Genomic DNA, 15,072 nt, shown 5'->3' on the forward strand with positions numbered 1-15,072 from the left:
CCGCCATCCGAGCGCGCGCCCGAGCCTCGGCGGCTGTCAGGCCGGGAGGTCCATCAGGAGGAGGGGGGCCGTGGTGGGCCGGGGGGAACCTCCGGTGGGTTCGAGGGTGAGGCCGATCGCGGCGGCGTCGGCGGTGTCGCCGTCGATGAGGACGGTGCCGTCCTGGTGGATGAAACCGGCCGGGCGCATCGTGCCGTCGTGGTCCAGCCAGAGCTGGTAGGTCGTGCCGGCGGCGGGCGCCGGCAGTCCGCCGGCGGTGAAGACGGCCTTGTCGCGCACCGCCGAGGTGACGACGGTGGCGGAGGCTCCGTTGCTGGTGCGGCCGTGGGCGGCGCGGGCGTCGGGAGCGGCCAGGACCGTGCCGACGTCGTCGAGGCGCTGCTCGATCTGCCGGGCCTGCTGTTCGTAGTGGCGGCCCTCCTGGTGCTGCCAGGCGGCCAGGCCCGCGAACAGGGCCGCGGCGGCCACGCTCGCGGCCACGACGAACCGTCCGGCCTTGCGGCGCAGCGCGCCGCGCGGCGGGACCGGAGCCACGGGGGTGGAGCCGCGGGGCGGGAGTTGGCGCACACCGTCGACGGCCGCCAGGGTCCGTCGCTTCATGGAGGGGGGCGGCGGCACGGCCACGGCGGCGGCCAGCCGGGATGCGGTGGCCTGGAACTCGGCCACTTCCTGGCGGCACTCCTCGCACCGGGAGAGGTGGTCGGTGAACTGCTCGTGTTCGCCGGGGTCCAGGGCGTTCAGCGCGTAGGCGGCGGTGAGGGTGTGGCTGTCGGACCGGTGCTGGTTCATGTGGTCACCCCCATGCAGTCGCGGAGTCGGATCAGCCCGTCGCGCATGCGCGTCTTGACGGTGGGAAGCGGTGCGTGGAGGACTTCGGCGACCTCGCGGTAGGTCAGGCCCTGGTAGTAGGCCATGGTCACGACCTGCCGCTGGAGTTCGGTCAGGCCGCGCAGGCAGCGGCGGACCTGTTCGCTGTCCAGGCGGGTCTCGACCTGTTCGGCGACCTCGTCGAATGCCGTGCCGTGCTCGCGGGCGGCCTGCGCGTGTTCCCGGTCGGAGGATGCCTGGGCGGAGCGGACCCGGTCCACGGCCCGCCGGTGGGCGATGGTCGCGACCCAGGTGGTGACGCTGCCGGAGTCGGGCCGGTAGCGGGCGGCCTGCCGCCACAGGTCGATCATGACCTCCTGGGCGACCTCCTCGGACTGGGCCCGGTCGCGTACGACTTTGATCACGATCCCGAAGACCAGGGGTGCGAGGGCGTCGTACAGGACGGAGAACGCCTCCTTGTCGCCGTGGGCCACCTGCCGCATGACCTGGGCGAGGTCGGTGCGGTCGGCGGGGCCTTCGGCGGGGTCGGGGGCGAAGGGGCTCGGTCGGTTCACGGGGTGGGCTCCGGCCGTGGGGACCGGACGCAGGGTCCGCCGGGGGCGTCCGGTCGGGGGCGAGCTGTCCATCGCATGGTGGTCCTTGTCCGGAGAGCAGCGGCCGGACCGCCGCGCGGGAGGCGGTGTCGACCACAGGTCCAGGGGCTGGGTCTGATGGTTCTTCGTAGCGGAGGCGCGTACGGATGGGAGGGCGTTCACGCCCCGGGCCGGCGCGCGGTTCCCTCGTTCGAGGGAACCGGCCGGTCAAGTGTCCCGCCAGGTGATCACGGCGATGACCTGCTTGCCGCGCGGTGAGCGGCTGACGAAGAGGTCCGCGCCGAGCGCCCGGACGATCTGCAGCCCGCGCCCCCGGGTGGCGTCGGTCCCGTGGCCGTCACCCCGCTGGGGCAGGGAGAGCGAGCCGTCGCTGACACAGATGCCCGCCCGGCCGCGGTCCAGGCTGATCGTGAGCGCGTACGGGGGCAGGGCGTGCCGGACCGCGTTGGTGGCGAGCTCGGAGGCGATCAGCAGGATGTCGCAGGCGGTCTCCCGTGGGCAGCGCACGGGGTGCAGGGCGAGGGTGCGCGCGGCGCTGCGGCGGGCTTCCCCGGCGGCCTGTGGTCCTGACGGCAGGGGGTGGTGCACGGTCCTCGGCCGCGCGGTGGATGCGATTGCGGTGTCCATGACTGTTCCTCGCTGACGGTTCCTCGCGGTGCGAGCGACCCCGGGGGCCCGGTGGCTGCGGGGCCGGGAACGGACGGGGCTCCGGGGCGGTGACCCCGGAACCCCTTTGTGCCAGGTCGGCGCTACGTTGCGGCGGAGCTACCACTTGCTGTGGCAGTTCCAGTGGCCGGGCGTCCAGTGCTTCGAGTAGCCCTTGCCCCACCAGCCGTCGTGCCAGTTGCCGTGGTGGTCGCGGTGGCCCTGATGCCAGGTGCCGTGCTGCCACTTGTGTTCCCAATGGCCCTTCACCCAGGTGCACCGCTCATGACGGTCCCACCGGTTGTGGCGGTCCCACCGGTCCTGGCGGTCCTGACGGTGATCACGATCACGATCACGGTCGCGGTCACTGGTGAGCGTCGAGCTCACCGTGGCGGACGTCGCCGGGGCGGCGTTCGCGGTGCCGGAGAGGCCCAGCAGCGACCCGCCGGCCAGCAGCCCGACGGACGTGGCCCCCACGAGCAGACGCCGCGTGCGCAGCGAACCGGTCATCGCACTCACCTCCTTCCCTTCGTCGGACGGTCGGTTCGGCGGCCCCTTCGACCTCAGGAGCCTCATCAGGGATTCGCCGCGAGCAGGGCGAGGGATTGGAAAAACCTCATGTGCGGACAAAAGGCCCGGACCAGGAGGTGATCCTCAGCCACCGGCGAGTACCGCATGCGCAAGGTGAGATCACCGGACAGGCCATACCTGCCGGTCCAGCGGCCCCGGGACGGTCGCGCACGGTTCCCGGGCCGTCGAGCAGTCCACCGAGGTCCACATCGAAGCACCGTAGGCACCCGCCCCGGCGCCCGCGGTCATCCGCAGCGCAGCGCCGCGTACAGGTCCAGCTTGTGGTCGAGGCGCGACAGGTCACGGCCCGTCAGGACCTCCACCCGCTCGATCCGGTAGTGCACCGTGTTCACGTGCAGGTGGAGCGCCTCGGCCGTGCGGGCCCAGGAGCAGTTGTTGGCCAGGAAGACCTCCAGGGTGTCCCGCAGCATCCCGTCCCCGAGCGCCCCCAGGATCCGCGTCCCGTACACGGATCGCACCTCCGGCGGGATTCCCGCCATCAGCTCCCCGAGGGTGTCCAGGTGCTCGACCCCGCGCACCGGGACCGCCTCGTCGGCCGAGGTGAGCGCGAACCGGGCCTGGGTCAGCGAGGCGCGCAGCCCCTCCAGGCCCTCGGCCCGCGCGCCGATGCCCAACCGGAGTTCCGCCTGCGGTCCCCCGCACCGTTGGAGCAGCGGCCACACCGCGCGGAGCGCGCCGGCCGCGTCGATCTCCGAGGCCGGGTCCTCGTGCAGCACCGCCACCGACCGCCCCACCGCGTACACGGCACCCTCCAGGTGGCGCAGGCCCTCCGCCAGGGCGTCGCCCGAGGTCGACGCCAGGACCCGGTACGTCCCTCCGACGGGCAGCCCGGCGCCCGCGAGCGCCTCCTCCAGGGCTCCGGTGTCGGCGGGGGCGGGGCTCGCGAGGGTCCCCTCCAGTACGCCGATCAGCTCCTGCCCGGCCAGCCGCTCCGCGGCGAGCCGACGGGTCTGCCCGCCTCTGCTCTGGGCGAGCACCTCGGCGATCTCGTGGAGCACCCGCGGGGGCGCCGCGTCCGGGTCGGGCACGTGCAGCTGCCAGGCGTCGTACGGGGAGCTCTCGGTCTCGATGCGCAGCCAGACCCCTTCGCGCGCGGAGGCGGCCGACGCCTGCCGGGCGGGCAGCTCGGGGGCGGACGGGGTACGGGCCACCGTGCGGCCGCCGGCGGTGAGCAGGTAGCAGGACACCCGGCCGAGGTGCGCGCACGCCCGGTCCAGGAGCTCGTCCGGGCCCGCCCCCGCCTCGACGAGCCGGCTCAGCTCGCCGCGCACGTTCTCGGGGAGGGCGAAGAGCCGGGTCGGGCGGCGGCTCAGGTCGCCCCACTGGCGCAGGTACACGGCCTCGGTGACCGCCCGGAAGCTGGTGCGCGCGGGGACGGCCACGAGCGGCACCCGGTGGCTCCGGCAGGCGTCGACGACCTCGTCGGGGACCCTGCCGTGGGTCTCCTCCCCGGCCAGCAGCGCCGTGGCTCCGGCGTCGGCGAGCGCGCCGACGAAACGGTCCGCCTTGGCCACGTCGCCCTCGGCCCACCACACGAGTCCGCTCAGCACGAGTTCCCCGGGCCCCAGGAAGCGGCCGGGCTCCTCCAGGTCGGTGGCGGTGACACCGGCGACCTCCTGGCCGAGAAGGACGTCCTCGCCCCAGAGCAGGTTGAGGCCGAGGCTGTCGAGCTGGAGCAGGTCGAGGACGTGCATGGCGGGGACTCCTTGCGGTGGGCGGTCGCCCACATTCGCGAGGTGAATAGAGGCTGAGTCATCGTAAATGCTAGGTGAATTACCCGGTACGCCTCTTGGTTGATCCTCCAGGAGGGACGGCTGCGCGCTCGTCCGATTCCGTGGCCGGGACCAGTCGTTTCGCACCCGCTCCCGTTGCTTCACTGGCCGAAACCCCCTGTCAGGCCGGAAAGGCTGGTGGCGCGAATTGGATCTCAACACGGTGCTCGATGTACGCGACGCGCGCCGCCGCGAACCCTGGCGCCCCGGTGACGCCTGGCTCGGCGGCGGCACGTACCTCTTCTCCGAGCCCCAGCCGCACATCCGCCGCCTGGTCGACCTCTCCCGCATGGGCTGGCCGCCCCTGTCCTGGCAGCCCGACGGCTCCCTGGACATCGCCGCGACCTGCACGATCACCGAGCTCTCGCGGTTCGCCCGGACCCTGCCGACCACGGCCGCCCCGCTCTTCGAGCAGTGCTGCCGGGCCTTCCTCGCCAGCTTCAAGATCTGGAACATGGCGACCGTCGGCGGGAACCTGTGCAACGGCCTGCCCGCGGGTCCCATGGTCTCCCTCACGGCCGGCCTCGACGGCACGGTCTTCCTCCAGGGCCAGGACGGCGCCACCCGCCGGATGCCCGTCACCGACTTCGTCCTCGGCGCCGGCGTGAAGAACCTGCGGGAGGGTGAGCTGCTGCGGTCCGTGCGCCTGCCCCCGAACGCGCTGGACTCCCGTACGGCCTTCCGCCAGGCGTCCCTGTACGGACTCGGGCGCTCCGGCGCGCTGGTCATCGGCGCGTGCGACCCGGCCGACGGCTCCCTCGCCGTGACGGTGTCCGCCGCCACCACCCGCCCCTTCCGCTTCTGGTTCGCGCTGCCGCCCACGGCCGCCGAACTGCGCGCGGCGATCGACGGCACCGTCCGGCCGGACGAGTGGTACGACGACATCCACGGACTGCCCGCGTGGCGGCGCCACATGGCCCTGCGCCTGGCCGAGGAGATCCGCCGCGAGCTCACCACCGAGGACCACCGATGACGTACGAGATCGAGATCAACGAGCGGCGTTTCGACACCGAGCCGCGGGCCGGTCAGTGCCTGCGCACCTACCTGCGCGAACGCGGCTGGTTCGGCGTGAAGAAGGGCTGCGACCAGGGCGACTGCGGGGCCTGCACGGTCCACGTCGACGGGCAGCCCGTGCACAGCTGTCTCTACCCGGCCGTCCGCGCCGTGGGCCGCTCCGTCATCACCGTGGAGGGCCTCGCCCGCTCCGGCGGCGAGCTCCACCCGGCGCAGCAGCAGTTCCTGGACGCCCAGGGCTTCCAGTGTGGCTTCTGCACCGCCGGTTTCCTGATGACCACCGCCGCCCTCCAGGCGGAGGAGGGCACCACCTACGACGACGGCAAGCTCGACGACCTGCCGCGCGCCTTCAAGGGCAACATCTGCCGCTGCACGGGCTACCGCGCCATCGAGGACGCGGTCCGCGGGGTCAAGCACACCGAGAGCCCCGAGGCCGGGCAGGCCGTGGGCAGGTCCCTGGGCGCCCCCGCCGGGCCGCTGATCGTCACCGGCGCCGCCCGCTACACGTTCGACGTGGAGGTGCCCGGACTGCTGCACATGAAGCTGCTGCGTTCGCCGCACCCGCACGCGCGGATCGTCGACATCGACACCAGGGACGCCCTTCAGGTCCCGGGTGTGCACGCGGTCCTCACCCACCACGACGCCCCCGAACGGCTGTACTCCTCGGCCCGCCACGAGCACCCGACCGAGGACCCGATGGACACCCGCGTCCTGGACGACGTGGTCCGCTTCGTCGGCCAGCGCGTGGCGGCCGTCGTCGCCGACAGCGAGCAGGCCGCGGAGGAGGGCTGCCGGCGGGTGGTCGTCACGTACGAGGAGCTCCCGTACGTCATCGACCCGGAGGAGGCCATGCTGCCGGGTGCGCCGGTCCTCCACCTCAAGGGCCCCGAATCGGGGATCTTCCGCGCCGAGAACAACGTGTGCGGCGAGGTCCACCACACGCTCGGCGACATGGAGAAGGGGTACGCGGAGGCGGACGTCGTCCACGAGGAGACGTATCTGACGCAGCGCGTGCAGCACGCCAGCCTGGAGACCCACGGCAGCGTCGCGTACTTCGAGCCCAAGGAGGAGGGTGACGGCGAGCGCATCACCGTTCGGTCCTCCACCCAGGCCCCGTTCCTGACCCGGCGGGCGCTGTGCGCCCTCTACGACCTGAACGAGGACGAGGTCCGCGTCGTCGCGGGCCGCGTGGGCGGCGGGTTCGGCGGCAAGCAGGAGATGCTCACCGAGGACATCGTCGTCCTCGCCGCCCTGAAGCTGCGCCGGCCGGTGAAACTCGAATTCACCCGGGCCGAGCAGTTCTACGGGTCCACCACCCGCCACCCCTTCAAGATCACCATCAAGATCGGCGCCAAGGCCGACGGCACGCTCACCGCGCTGCGCATCCGCGTGGTCGCCAACACCGGCGCCTACGGAAACCACGGCCCGGCGGTCATGTTCCACAGCGTCGGCGAGTCCTTCGCCGTCTACAAGGCGCCGAACAAGGAGATGGAGGCGTACTCCGTCTACACCAACGGCGTCCCGGCCGGCGCCTTCCGCGGCTACGGCCTGGGCCAGGTCCTGTTCGCCCTCGAATCGGTGATGGACGAACTCGCCATCCGGCTCGGCATGGATCCGCTCGAACTGCGCGAGAAGAACGTCATCGGCGCCGGCGACCCCATGGTGACCCCGATCGGCCACGAGGAGGACCTGTTCATCGCCTCGTACGGGATGACAGTGCATGGACGTCATCCGCAAGGCCATCGCCGAGGACCGCAGCCACGAGGACGTCCCGGCGGGCTGGCTCACCGGCACGGGATCGGCCGTCGCGATGATCGCGACCGGTCCGCCGGGCGGCCACTTCGCCGACGCCCGGGTGAGCCTGCTGCGTGACGGTACGTACGACATCGCGGTCGGCACGGCGGAGTTCGGCAACGGCACGACCACCGTCCACCAGCAGATCACGGCCGGCGCCCTGAACACGACGGTGGACCGGATCGCGGTCCGCCAGTCGGACACGGACGTGGTGCGGCACGACACCGGCGCGTTCGGCTCGGCCGGCACGGTGGTGGCGGGCAAGGCGGTGATGCTGGCGGCGAACTCGCTCGCGGAGCGCCTGCTGACCTTCGCGGCCCGCCACACGGGCGTGGCCCGGCACCTGTGCAAGCCGGGGCCCGAGGCCTTCGACTGCGCGGGCCGGATCGTCTCCCTCAAGGAGTTGTACGAGGCCGCGTACGACAAGGGCCGGCTGGAGGAGATGGCCGCGGACGGCCATTGGACCGGCTCCCCCCGCTCGGTGGCCTTCAACGCCCAGTGGTTCCGCCTCGCCGTCGACCCGGACACCGGCGAGATGAAGATCCTGCGGAGTGTGCACGCGGCGGACGCCGGCAAGGTCATGAACCCGCTGCAGTGCCGTGGCCAGGTGGAGGGCGGTGTGGCCCAGGCGCTGGGCGCGACCCTCTTCGAGACGGTACGGGTGGACGAGCGCGGCGAGGTCACCACGGCGGCGTTCCGCCGCTACCGGCTCCCGCAGTACGCGGACATCCCGCGCACGGAGGTCCACTTCATGGAGACCTCGGACGCGATCGGCCCGCTCGGCGCCAAGTCCATGAGTGAGAGTCCCTTCAACCCGGTGGGCCCGGCCTTCGCCAACGCTCTGCGGGACGCGACCGGGGTGCGGTTCACCGAGCTGCCCGTGACCAGGGACGTCGTCTGGCAGAAGATGCAAGTCGAAAGAGGGCAGTTGTGACTCACATGCGGCTCACATCGTGAGATGAGGGTGGCAAATACGTTTCCAGGATGACGGTATCCGGGAATCGGGCTCGTATGGCCAAACTCATGCTGCACGGCGACCTCGACCGCCCGGCCCTGCTCAGCGTCGCCGACCTGCGCGAATGGGAGCAGCACCGGGCCGAGGTGGTGTTCGACTGCGCGACGAACGGCCCGCAGCACCATGTCTTCGAGGGCGTGCTGCTGCGTGACGTGGTCGCGAGCGCGCGGCCTGCCTTCGACGCCCGGCGCCGCAAGGACCGATCTCGCTTCCTGCTGGCCGTCAGCGGCGGGGACGGGCACCACAGCGTTCTCGCCTGGGCCGAACTGGACGCCGACTTCGGGGGCAGTCCGGTGCTGCTGGCCACCCGCCTGGACGGGACGGACCTGGACGAGGCCGGGGCCCAGCTGGTGGTCCCGTCGGACCGGTGCGGAGCCCGCTATGTCAGCGCGGTCACGCACGTGTGGTTCGGCGCCCTGGCGGCGCCGAACAGCTGAGCGCGATCGGGACGGCGCGCACGGTTCAGGCGCCGGCGAGGGAGATCTCGGTCGACTTGATCAGCGCGACGACGGAGGAGCCGGGGACCAGGCCCAGCGCCTGGACGCCGTCGGCTGTGACGGCCGCGGTCAGCCCGCCCCCGTTCACGTTGATCTTCACGGCGGCCATGGCCGGGCCGACGGCCACCTCGGACACCGTGCCCGTGATCTGGTTGCGGATGGAGATGTTCTCGACCGGGCCGGTGGCCAGAGCCACCTCGGTGGCCTTGACGAGCGCCTTCACCGCGGATCCCGAGGTGATGCCGAGGTCCTTGACCGCTTCGGCGGTGATGGCGGCGGTGATCTCCTGGCCGCCGTCCAGACGGACCTTGACCGTCGCCATGGCCTCGCCGACGGTGACGGCGATGACGGTGCCCGCGAACTGGTTGCGGATGCTGAGACTCATGGTTCGACCTCTTGCGTAGGCGCCTCGCGCGGTCCGAGAGGGCCGCACGGGACCGACCGTAGGGCCACCCGGTCCGGCCCGCCCCGATCCTCCTCGCGCCCGCGCGCCAGAACCACCCGACCGGTCGGCCCGGTGCTTCACTGGGGAACATGCCCTTCGACCGCTACGGCGTGCTGGCCGGGACCCTGCACCAACACTTCCGCGACACCCCCGACACGGAGGGCGCCTGGTTCCACGTCAACCTCCGGGTCGACGCCCCGGACGGCCGGTACAAGTGCGCCGTCGACGTGGACAGCCACGACTCGGACACCGGCGTGCAGTGGAAGGTCTTCACCGTGGACGCGGCGGCACTCGGCCCGGTGGCCGCACTGGCCCCGGGTTTCCACGATCTCGCCCGCACGCCCGGGTCCGGCGCCCTCGACTACATCCGCCATCCGGCCCTGCGCCGGCGCCAGGACTGGCCCGGGTGGCTGCCCGGCCCGCTGCGCGAACTCCTCGACCGGCTGCTGAAGTCCTCCCCGCCGTGGACCTCGGGCTCCAATCTCGAAGCGGCCACCGCCTTCGAGCCGATCCTCACCGTCGGGCGGCAGATCCTGGTCTTCGGCGAGCCCTTCGACACCGGGCTGGGCGTCCACAACATCCACCAGAACCAGGGCGACGCGTACGGCAGCCCGTGGTGGCCCGAGAACGGCATCTGGCAGGACGGCGCGACCATGACCCGGCGCCCCGACGGCCGTTACGACGTGTTCCTGAACAAGTTCTCCGGCCAGAAGGACCACACGGACGCCGACGGCCACCCGGTCTGAGACCCGTCCTGTCCGCTCCGGCGGCCCGGCCCGTACAAAATCGGCCCCGGCCGCCGGGAACTTCGGGCGTGCCCCGTCCGACTACTTCCCCGTGGGAGGCGGATCCTCGCCTTCCCGCGTGGCGGAGGAGGCATGTGATGGGCGGGCTCGATGTGCGCATGCGGGAGGTCGTGTGCCGGCACGGCCGGGTGGAGGCCGTCTCCGCCGTCGATCTGGAGATCGCCGCCGGTGAGCGTGTGGCCCTGACCGGTACCAACGGCTCGGGCAAGACGACGCTGCTGCGCGCCGTCCTCGGTCTGCACCGCCAGACGACGGGCTCGATCCGGGTCGGCGGGCGCGAGGGCCGGTCGCCCGCCGAATGGGCCTGGCGGCGCCGGGCCTGTGCCTGGATCCCGCAGAAGCCGGCCGCCGGCCGCTTCCCGCTGCTCGGCGCCGAACTGCTGGCCGCCAGCAACGCTCCGACGGAGGCGGCCGAGGCCGCCGCGCGGCTCGGTGTGGGCGGGCTCGTCGGGCGGCCCCTGCACACACTCTCCGGCGGCCAGTTGCAGCGGATGTACCTCGCCCGGGCGATCGGATGCATCGCGGCGGGAGCCGAGTTGCTCCTGGCGGACGAGCCGACCGCCGCCCTCGACTTCGACGGGCAGTCGGAGGCCGCCGACGTCCTCACCTCCCTGCCGGTGACCCTCATCGTGGTGACGCACGACCGGGCGCTCGCCGACCGGTGCGACCGCGTCCTGGAGATGGCCGCGGGCCACCTGCGGGAGGTCCGGTGAACCTGGCCACCGCCGACCTCGGCGAACTGCTGCAGCTGCTGCCCGTACAACGGGCCGGGGTGGCGCTGCTGCTGGCCGCGATCGGGCTGCCGGTCATCGGTGTGGTGATCGTCGGGCTCGACATCATGCCGGTGCGGTTCGCGATGATGCACGTGGCCCTGCTGGGCATCGCCGTCGGCCTGCTCACCGGACTCGACCCGATGCTGTGCGCGCTGGTGGCCTGCGCGCTGGCCGGCGCGGGCGTGGCCCCGCTCGCCCGGACCCCGGACGGCCTGTCGGGGGCTATGGGCCTGCTGATGAGCCTGGCCATCGCGGCGGCGCTGCTGCTGCTGGCCGTGTCAGGGGTGAACGCCTCCGGCGCCTTCGCCCTGTTGTGGGGGTCGATCCTGTCGGTGGGCTCGGCCGACCTCGTCGTCCTGGGCGTGCTGGCCGTCGTCGTACCGGGCCTGTTCTGGTGGCGGCGGCGCGAGATCGGCCTCCTGCTCTACGACCGCGAGCTCGCCCAGTGTTCCGGCGTACCCGTGCGGGCGCTGACGGCCGCGCTGCTGGTCCTGGTCGCCATCGCGGTCGCCGGGGCGATCAAACTGACCGGCGCCCTGCTCGTGGACGCCCTGACCCTGCTGCCCGCACTCGCCGCCCGCCGCCTGGGCAGTTCACTGAAGTCGATCACCCTCTGGGCGGTCGGCATCGGCGTGGCGGTGAATCTGACGGGGTTCCTGCTGGCGCTGTGGCTGGACTGGCCGCCCGGCCCGGTCCTCGTCCTGACCGCGGGGGCACTGGTCCTCGCGGTGCATTTCATACCCGAACGGAGAATCAGCTCATGGCGCGCACCCGCGTCCGTATCACTTCCCTCCTCGCACTGAGCGCGGCGCTCTTCCTGACCGCCGCCTGCGGGAACGACCCCTCGCCCCAGGACACGAAGTCCGAGGCCGGCCCGCAGCCGCAGGCCAAGAAGCCGGTCGTGGTCGTGACCACCACCTGGGAGGGCGCCTTCGCGAAGGCGGCGGGCGCCGAGGACGTCAAGGTCATCGTGCCGCAGTCCGTCCACCACGCCCCGGACTACGACCCCAAGCCCTCGGACCTCGCCGCCGTGGCCAAGGCCGACTTCGTGCTGTACGCGCCCTTCGAGCCGTACGCCGCGAAGATCAAGGAGGCCGCCGGCTCCAAGGCGAAGCTGGTCGAGGTGAACCTCGACAACGACCCGGACAAGGTCAAGGCCGAGGTCGACAAGTTGGGCACGCTCTTCGGCACGGCGGACGCGGCCACGCGGTGGAAGACCGGCTTCGACACCGAGTACGCGAAGCTGAACAAGGAGGTCCAGGCCGGGTGGCCCGGCGGCCGCAGCCCCTCCGTCGTGACCCAGGTCTTCACGGCGTGGTCGGCGAAGCTCGCCGGCGCCACCCCGGTGGGCATGTACGGGCCCGAAGCCGTCACCCCGGCGCAGTTGGCCGAACTCGCAGCGAAGAAGCCGGAGCTGGTGCTGGACAACGCGCACATGTCCACCGGCACGGTGCTCCCCGACTCCGGCGCCAAGCAGCTGAAAATCGTCAACTATCCCGGTGCGGACCTGGACCTGCTGACGGTCTACCGCAACGCCGCGACCGAGCTGAAAAAGGCCATGGGCGCTTCCTGATCAGCTGCTGACGAGCCACCCCGCGGCCTGCGCGAGACCGACATGAACCGGCCATTTCCCGGTGCGCCGGTTCGCCGTTCCGCGGGGCGCTCCGCCACCATGGGCGACGCCGGGGGCCGTGATCACCATCGACCCGAGCCACTGCCTCCGGCCCACGACCCCGCGCTGCCCCGATCCGTCCTGCCCGCGCGAGGGGCGCCCATGAGCCACTCCTCACGGGGGTCCCACTGCCGGGTCGCCGCCCCTTCGAGCATGGCCCGAACGGCCTCCGTACCGCCCGGATCGGGCACGGCCAGGGAGCTGTCGTGGGAGAGCATCCCGAACCCCGGGTGCCCGGCCCCCGCCGGAGTACTGCCCCGCGGTGAGAAGGGTGGCGTCCTTCCAGGTGCTGTTGGGGTCCTTGAGCTTGTATTCCTGGCCCATGGTGCCGGCGCTCACGTTGGTGAAGAGGCTGAGTTCGCCGTCGTCCCAGCGGACCATGGGGTCGAACTGGTTGGAGCCGGTGAAGTCCTTGATCCACGGGCTGCCGGAGACGCCGCCGTAGTAGCCGCCGCACTCCATCTGCATCTGCATCTGCATCTGCATCTGCCGGAACCCGTACAGCCGACGGGTCGGCACATCACAGCGGATGGCCTTGTGCTGGCTGTTGTCGCCGGCGCGGGCCGGGTAGCCGACGACCGTCACGTTGTGGTCGTACGACGCCGAGGTCGTGAAAGTGAGGGCGCCGACGACGTCCTCGACCGCGCCCTTGCCATTGGGGGCGACGGTGACGAAGGCGAAGCCCAGGTCCGACTCGGCAGCCTTCGTCTGGCCCGTGTTGGGGTAGCGGTCGTCCGTATAGACATCGCCGACCGCGAAGAGCCCCCACGGCTGGTTGGCCGGGATCTTGAGAAACTGGTACTGCGGCACGAAGACACGGTGGGTTGCCGCGTTCAGGCCGTTCGCGCAGTGCCCCGCGGTGAGCACCAGGCTCCTTCCCTTGCTGCGCACGACGCTGCCGGTGCGGTAGGTGGCGTTTCCACCGACCGGCGTGCCGTCGAAGAAGAACGTCCCCACCATCGGGAGGCCGTCGAAGTACGCGGCGTGGGGTGTGTCTCGCGGTGCGGCGGCCGGCGAGTTGGGTGCTGATGGAGCTTTGGGCCCGGCGCCGCGGGCGGCGTCGATCGGCTTGGCCTGGGTCACCCGCTCAGCTGTCCAGTACTGCTCGTCCACGGGTGAGGCCGGAGAAGCAGGGGGTGATTTGGGGGTGGACGCGGGGGGAGAGGGGGAGCGGATACCGGTGGTGCGGCCGGAAGGGGAAGCTGCGAGGCCGAGGGCGAGGGGGAGTGGAGCGGCGTGCCGACCGGAGAGGGAGCCGCCGACGCCGCCAGGGCAGCGGGGCGGCGAGTAGCACGGTCCTGGTGCCGAGCGCGAGTGCGGTCAACCATTTCGATCTCAATGACTTGCTTCCTGAGTGATGAGGCCTGACATCGCAGCGTGTTGGTACGTCAGTTCGACGAAGAGGGCAGAGTAGGCAGTGGAGTGAAAGATCGTTCGTCAACGAATCCAGAAAGGAGCCAAATGGGGCGATTACAGACATGGGTCGGCGCGGCAGTCCTGACGGTTCCGCTCTTCATGTCACTCGGGGCGGAGGGCGTGCAGGCCGCTCCGCTTACGGATGTGCCATTGCCGCTTCAAAGTGGCGCCGACCAGCCGGTTCGACCTGGAGAGCAGGTCAGCGTCTCGGTGGGCGTGCAGGACGCCGCCGGCAACGGCGACAGGGTCTTCTCCGAAGCGTTCACCGCCGATGGCCGGATGAGGATGAACGATCCGCACGTCACGGCGGTCATGACGATCTCCTGCACCGCTGCGCCCGGGGCCTACGAGGTGCGCATCGGATCAGGCGGGGACCGGAACCCCTCCGAGGTCACGCGGCTCTGGGGGAGCGTCCGGGTGGCTCCGACCGAAGAGACGGAGCGGGCTGCGTGCGCGAGGCGGGTCTCCGAGCTGCCGCCCGAGCCCCAGGAGGAGCACTGGCCTGCGGACGTGGAGTGGCCCGCGAGCCCATGGGACGTGCGGTCGGTGCGGGCCGGCGGGGAGATGACGGCCACCGACGGCCTGGGGATGGGCGGGGACGGAGGTGTCACGTTGACCTCGTCGGTGTTCACGCGACCAGTGGTCATGTACGGAGCGAGGAGGGTCTCCGCGGTCGTCCGTATCAGGTGCGACGCGAAGCCGGGTCTGTACACGGTGGTCTGGCGAGAGAAGGCGGCGCCGTCAAAGGTCTGGGCCCGACTGCGGGTGGAACCCGCAGCCCCTGACTGCCACGACCCTGCCCCCACGCCGGCCGACATGGTCGAGCGCACGACCTCCTGGCTGGCGGCAGGCATCTGTGCTGCCGCGCTTGCAGTAGGGGTACATGTCCTGAAGCGGAGGCGGCGCGCCCATCCCTCCCTGCGGTCGTGAAGCGTAGCCGCGCATTCCGGAAAGGAGCGGGAGATGCGGTACGCCCGAGCCGGGTACGCGTTCCGGTTATTCCTGCCGAACCATAAGAAGGGCCCACGGTTCGGCGATATAGGCGCGTCATTCACCATGACTGAAACGATTCCAGAAATAACTTGAAACACAGAACCGTGGCTAAGGCCTGTCCCGCAAACTGCCTGCTCAACCTCTGATGACATGATCGAGGCGTGATCAGTGAACTCGGCCAGTCCGGTGCGATGAGGTACGTCCTGTTCGATGTCGAT

At 71.5% G+C, this 15,072-nt stretch carries 14 protein-coding genes and 1 pseudogene; 8 read left to right on the forward strand and 7 right to left on the reverse strand.

Going from position 1 to position 15,072, the window contains the following annotated elements; translation table 11 throughout:
- Positions 1-36: 36 nt before the first annotated feature.
- The 5 genes from AB8A24_RS08085 to AB8A24_RS08105 all read right to left on the reverse strand — a co-directional run bounded on the left by AB8A24_RS08085 (position 37) and on the right by AB8A24_RS08105 (position 4,351).
- Entirely contained in the window at positions 37-789 is a 753-nt protein-coding gene (locus AB8A24_RS08085) for an anti-sigma factor (RefSeq protein ID WP_328960677.1), read from the reverse strand.
- Positions 786-1,382, reverse strand: coding sequence for an ECF RNA polymerase sigma factor SigK (gene sigK, locus AB8A24_RS08090; protein WP_328960678.1), 597 nt, complete (start codon positions 1,380-1,382; stop codon positions 786-788). The genes AB8A24_RS08085 and sigK overlap by 4 nt, the downstream gene beginning before the upstream one ends.
- Before the next feature lie 246 nt (positions 1,383-1,628).
- Positions 1,629-2,048, reverse strand: a complete 420-nt coding sequence (locus AB8A24_RS08095) for an ATP-binding protein (protein WP_328960679.1) — start codon at positions 2,046-2,048, stop codon at positions 1,629-1,631.
- Between the two features lie 138 nt (positions 2,049-2,186).
- On the reverse strand, positions 2,187-2,576 hold the full coding sequence (locus AB8A24_RS08100; RefSeq protein ID WP_328960680.1) for a hypothetical protein: 390 nt from the start codon (positions 2,574-2,576) through the stop codon (positions 2,187-2,189).
- Between the two features lie 305 nt (positions 2,577-2,881).
- Positions 2,882-4,351 carry a PucR family transcriptional regulator gene (locus AB8A24_RS08105; RefSeq protein ID WP_369475237.1) on the reverse strand — a complete coding sequence of 490 codons (1,470 nt, stop codon included), beginning with the start codon at positions 4,349-4,351 and terminating at the stop codon, positions 2,882-2,884.
- A gap of 226 nt (positions 4,352-4,577) precedes the next feature.
- Between AB8A24_RS08105 and AB8A24_RS08110 the strand changes: the two genes are divergently transcribed.
- The 3 genes and pseudogenes from AB8A24_RS08110 to AB8A24_RS08120 all read left to right on the forward strand — a co-directional run bounded on the left by AB8A24_RS08110 (position 4,578) and on the right by AB8A24_RS08120 (position 8,689).
- Positions 4,578-5,402: an FAD binding domain-containing protein gene (locus AB8A24_RS08110; protein WP_328960682.1), complete on the forward strand. Its 825-nt coding sequence runs from the start codon at positions 4,578-4,580 to the stop codon at positions 5,400-5,402.
- Positions 5,399-8,171: pseudogene (locus tag AB8A24_RS08115) on the forward strand (molybdopterin-dependent oxidoreductase). The gene AB8A24_RS08110 and the pseudogene AB8A24_RS08115 overlap by 4 nt, the downstream one beginning before the upstream one ends.
- A 77-nt stretch (positions 8,172-8,248) precedes the next feature.
- The gene (locus tag AB8A24_RS08120; RefSeq protein ID WP_328960684.1) at positions 8,249-8,689 is read left to right on the forward strand and encodes a molybdopterin-dependent oxidoreductase; all 441 of its coding nucleotides are present in this window, start codon (positions 8,249-8,251) and stop codon (positions 8,687-8,689) included.
- Between the two features lie 25 nt (positions 8,690-8,714).
- On the opposite strand, the gene AB8A24_RS08125 is transcribed toward AB8A24_RS08120, so the two are convergent.
- Positions 8,715-9,134 carry a TOBE domain-containing protein gene (locus tag AB8A24_RS08125; protein WP_328960685.1) on the reverse strand — a complete coding sequence of 140 codons (420 nt, stop codon included), beginning with the start codon at positions 9,132-9,134 and terminating at the stop codon, positions 8,715-8,717.
- A gap of 149 nt (positions 9,135-9,283) precedes the next feature.
- Here AB8A24_RS08125 and AB8A24_RS08130 point away from each other — a divergent pair, with 149 nt between their 5' ends.
- From AB8A24_RS08130 to AB8A24_RS08145, 4 genes are all read left to right on the forward strand, one after another.
- On the forward strand, positions 9,284-9,940 hold the full coding sequence (locus AB8A24_RS08130) for a DUF2278 family protein (RefSeq protein WP_266376714.1): 657 nt from the start codon (positions 9,284-9,286) through the stop codon (positions 9,938-9,940).
- Positions 9,941-10,077: 137 nt separating this feature from the next.
- Entirely contained in the window at positions 10,078-10,713 is a 636-nt protein-coding gene (locus tag AB8A24_RS08135; RefSeq protein WP_328960687.1) for an ATP-binding cassette domain-containing protein, read from the forward strand.
- Positions 10,710-11,576, forward strand: coding sequence for a metal ABC transporter permease (locus tag AB8A24_RS08140; protein ID WP_328960688.1), 867 nt, complete (start codon positions 10,710-10,712; stop codon positions 11,574-11,576). Before AB8A24_RS08135 ends, AB8A24_RS08140 begins: the two co-directional genes overlap by 4 nt.
- Positions 11,534-12,346: a metal ABC transporter solute-binding protein, Zn/Mn family gene (locus AB8A24_RS08145; protein ID WP_328960689.1), complete on the forward strand. Its 813-nt coding sequence runs from the start codon at positions 11,534-11,536 to the stop codon at positions 12,344-12,346. The genes AB8A24_RS08140 and AB8A24_RS08145 overlap by 43 nt, the downstream gene beginning before the upstream one ends.
- Positions 12,347-12,559: 213 nt before the next feature.
- Here the strand turns inward: AB8A24_RS08145 and AB8A24_RS08150 are convergent, their stop codons facing one another.
- The gene (locus AB8A24_RS08150) at positions 12,560-13,558 is read right to left on the reverse strand and encodes a serine protease (RefSeq protein ID WP_369475238.1); all 999 of its coding nucleotides are present in this window, start codon (positions 13,556-13,558) and stop codon (positions 12,560-12,562) included.
- Positions 13,559-14,077: 519 nt separating this feature from the next.
- On the opposite strand from AB8A24_RS08150, the gene AB8A24_RS08155 reads away from it, so the two are divergent.
- Positions 14,078-14,791, forward strand: coding sequence for a hypothetical protein (locus AB8A24_RS08155; protein WP_369475239.1), 714 nt, complete (start codon positions 14,078-14,080; stop codon positions 14,789-14,791).
- Positions 14,792-15,072: the final 281 nt, after the last annotated feature.

The sequence above is a fragment of the Streptomyces sp. BF23-19 genome, assembly GCF_041106355.1.
In the GTDB taxonomy this organism is placed as follows: Bacteria; Actinomycetota; Actinomycetes; order Streptomycetales; family Streptomycetaceae; genus Streptomyces; species Streptomyces virginiae_A.

What these genes read in the sequence shown, in the direction of transcription:
- AB8A24_RS08085 (WP_328960677.1), bottom strand. Translation starts at nt 789, where the DNA reads ATGAACCAGCACCGGTCCGACAGCCACACCCTCACCGCCGCCTACGCG.
- AB8A24_RS08095 (WP_328960679.1), bottom strand. Translation starts at nt 2,048, where the DNA reads ATGGACACCGCAATCGCATCCACCGCGCGGCCGAGGACCGTGCACCAC.
- AB8A24_RS08100 (WP_328960680.1), bottom strand. Translation starts at nt 2,576, where the DNA reads ATGACCGGTTCGCTGCGCACGCGGCGTCTGCTCGTGGGGGCCACGTCC.
- AB8A24_RS08105 (WP_369475237.1), bottom strand. Translation starts at nt 4,351, where the DNA reads ATGCACGTCCTCGACCTGCTCCAGCTCGACAGCCTCGGCCTCAACCTG.
- AB8A24_RS08120 (WP_328960684.1), top strand. Translation starts at nt 8,249, where the DNA reads ATGGCCAAACTCATGCTGCACGGCGACCTCGACCGCCCGGCCCTGCTC.
- AB8A24_RS08125 (WP_328960685.1), bottom strand. Translation starts at nt 9,134, where the DNA reads ATGAGTCTCAGCATCCGCAACCAGTTCGCGGGCACCGTCATCGCCGTC.
- AB8A24_RS08130 (WP_266376714.1), top strand. Translation starts at nt 9,284, where the DNA reads ATGCCCTTCGACCGCTACGGCGTGCTGGCCGGGACCCTGCACCAACAC.
- AB8A24_RS08135 (WP_328960687.1), top strand. Translation starts at nt 10,078, where the DNA reads ATGGGCGGGCTCGATGTGCGCATGCGGGAGGTCGTGTGCCGGCACGGC.
- AB8A24_RS08145 (WP_328960689.1), top strand. Translation starts at nt 11,534, where the DNA reads ATGGCGCGCACCCGCGTCCGTATCACTTCCCTCCTCGCACTGAGCGCG.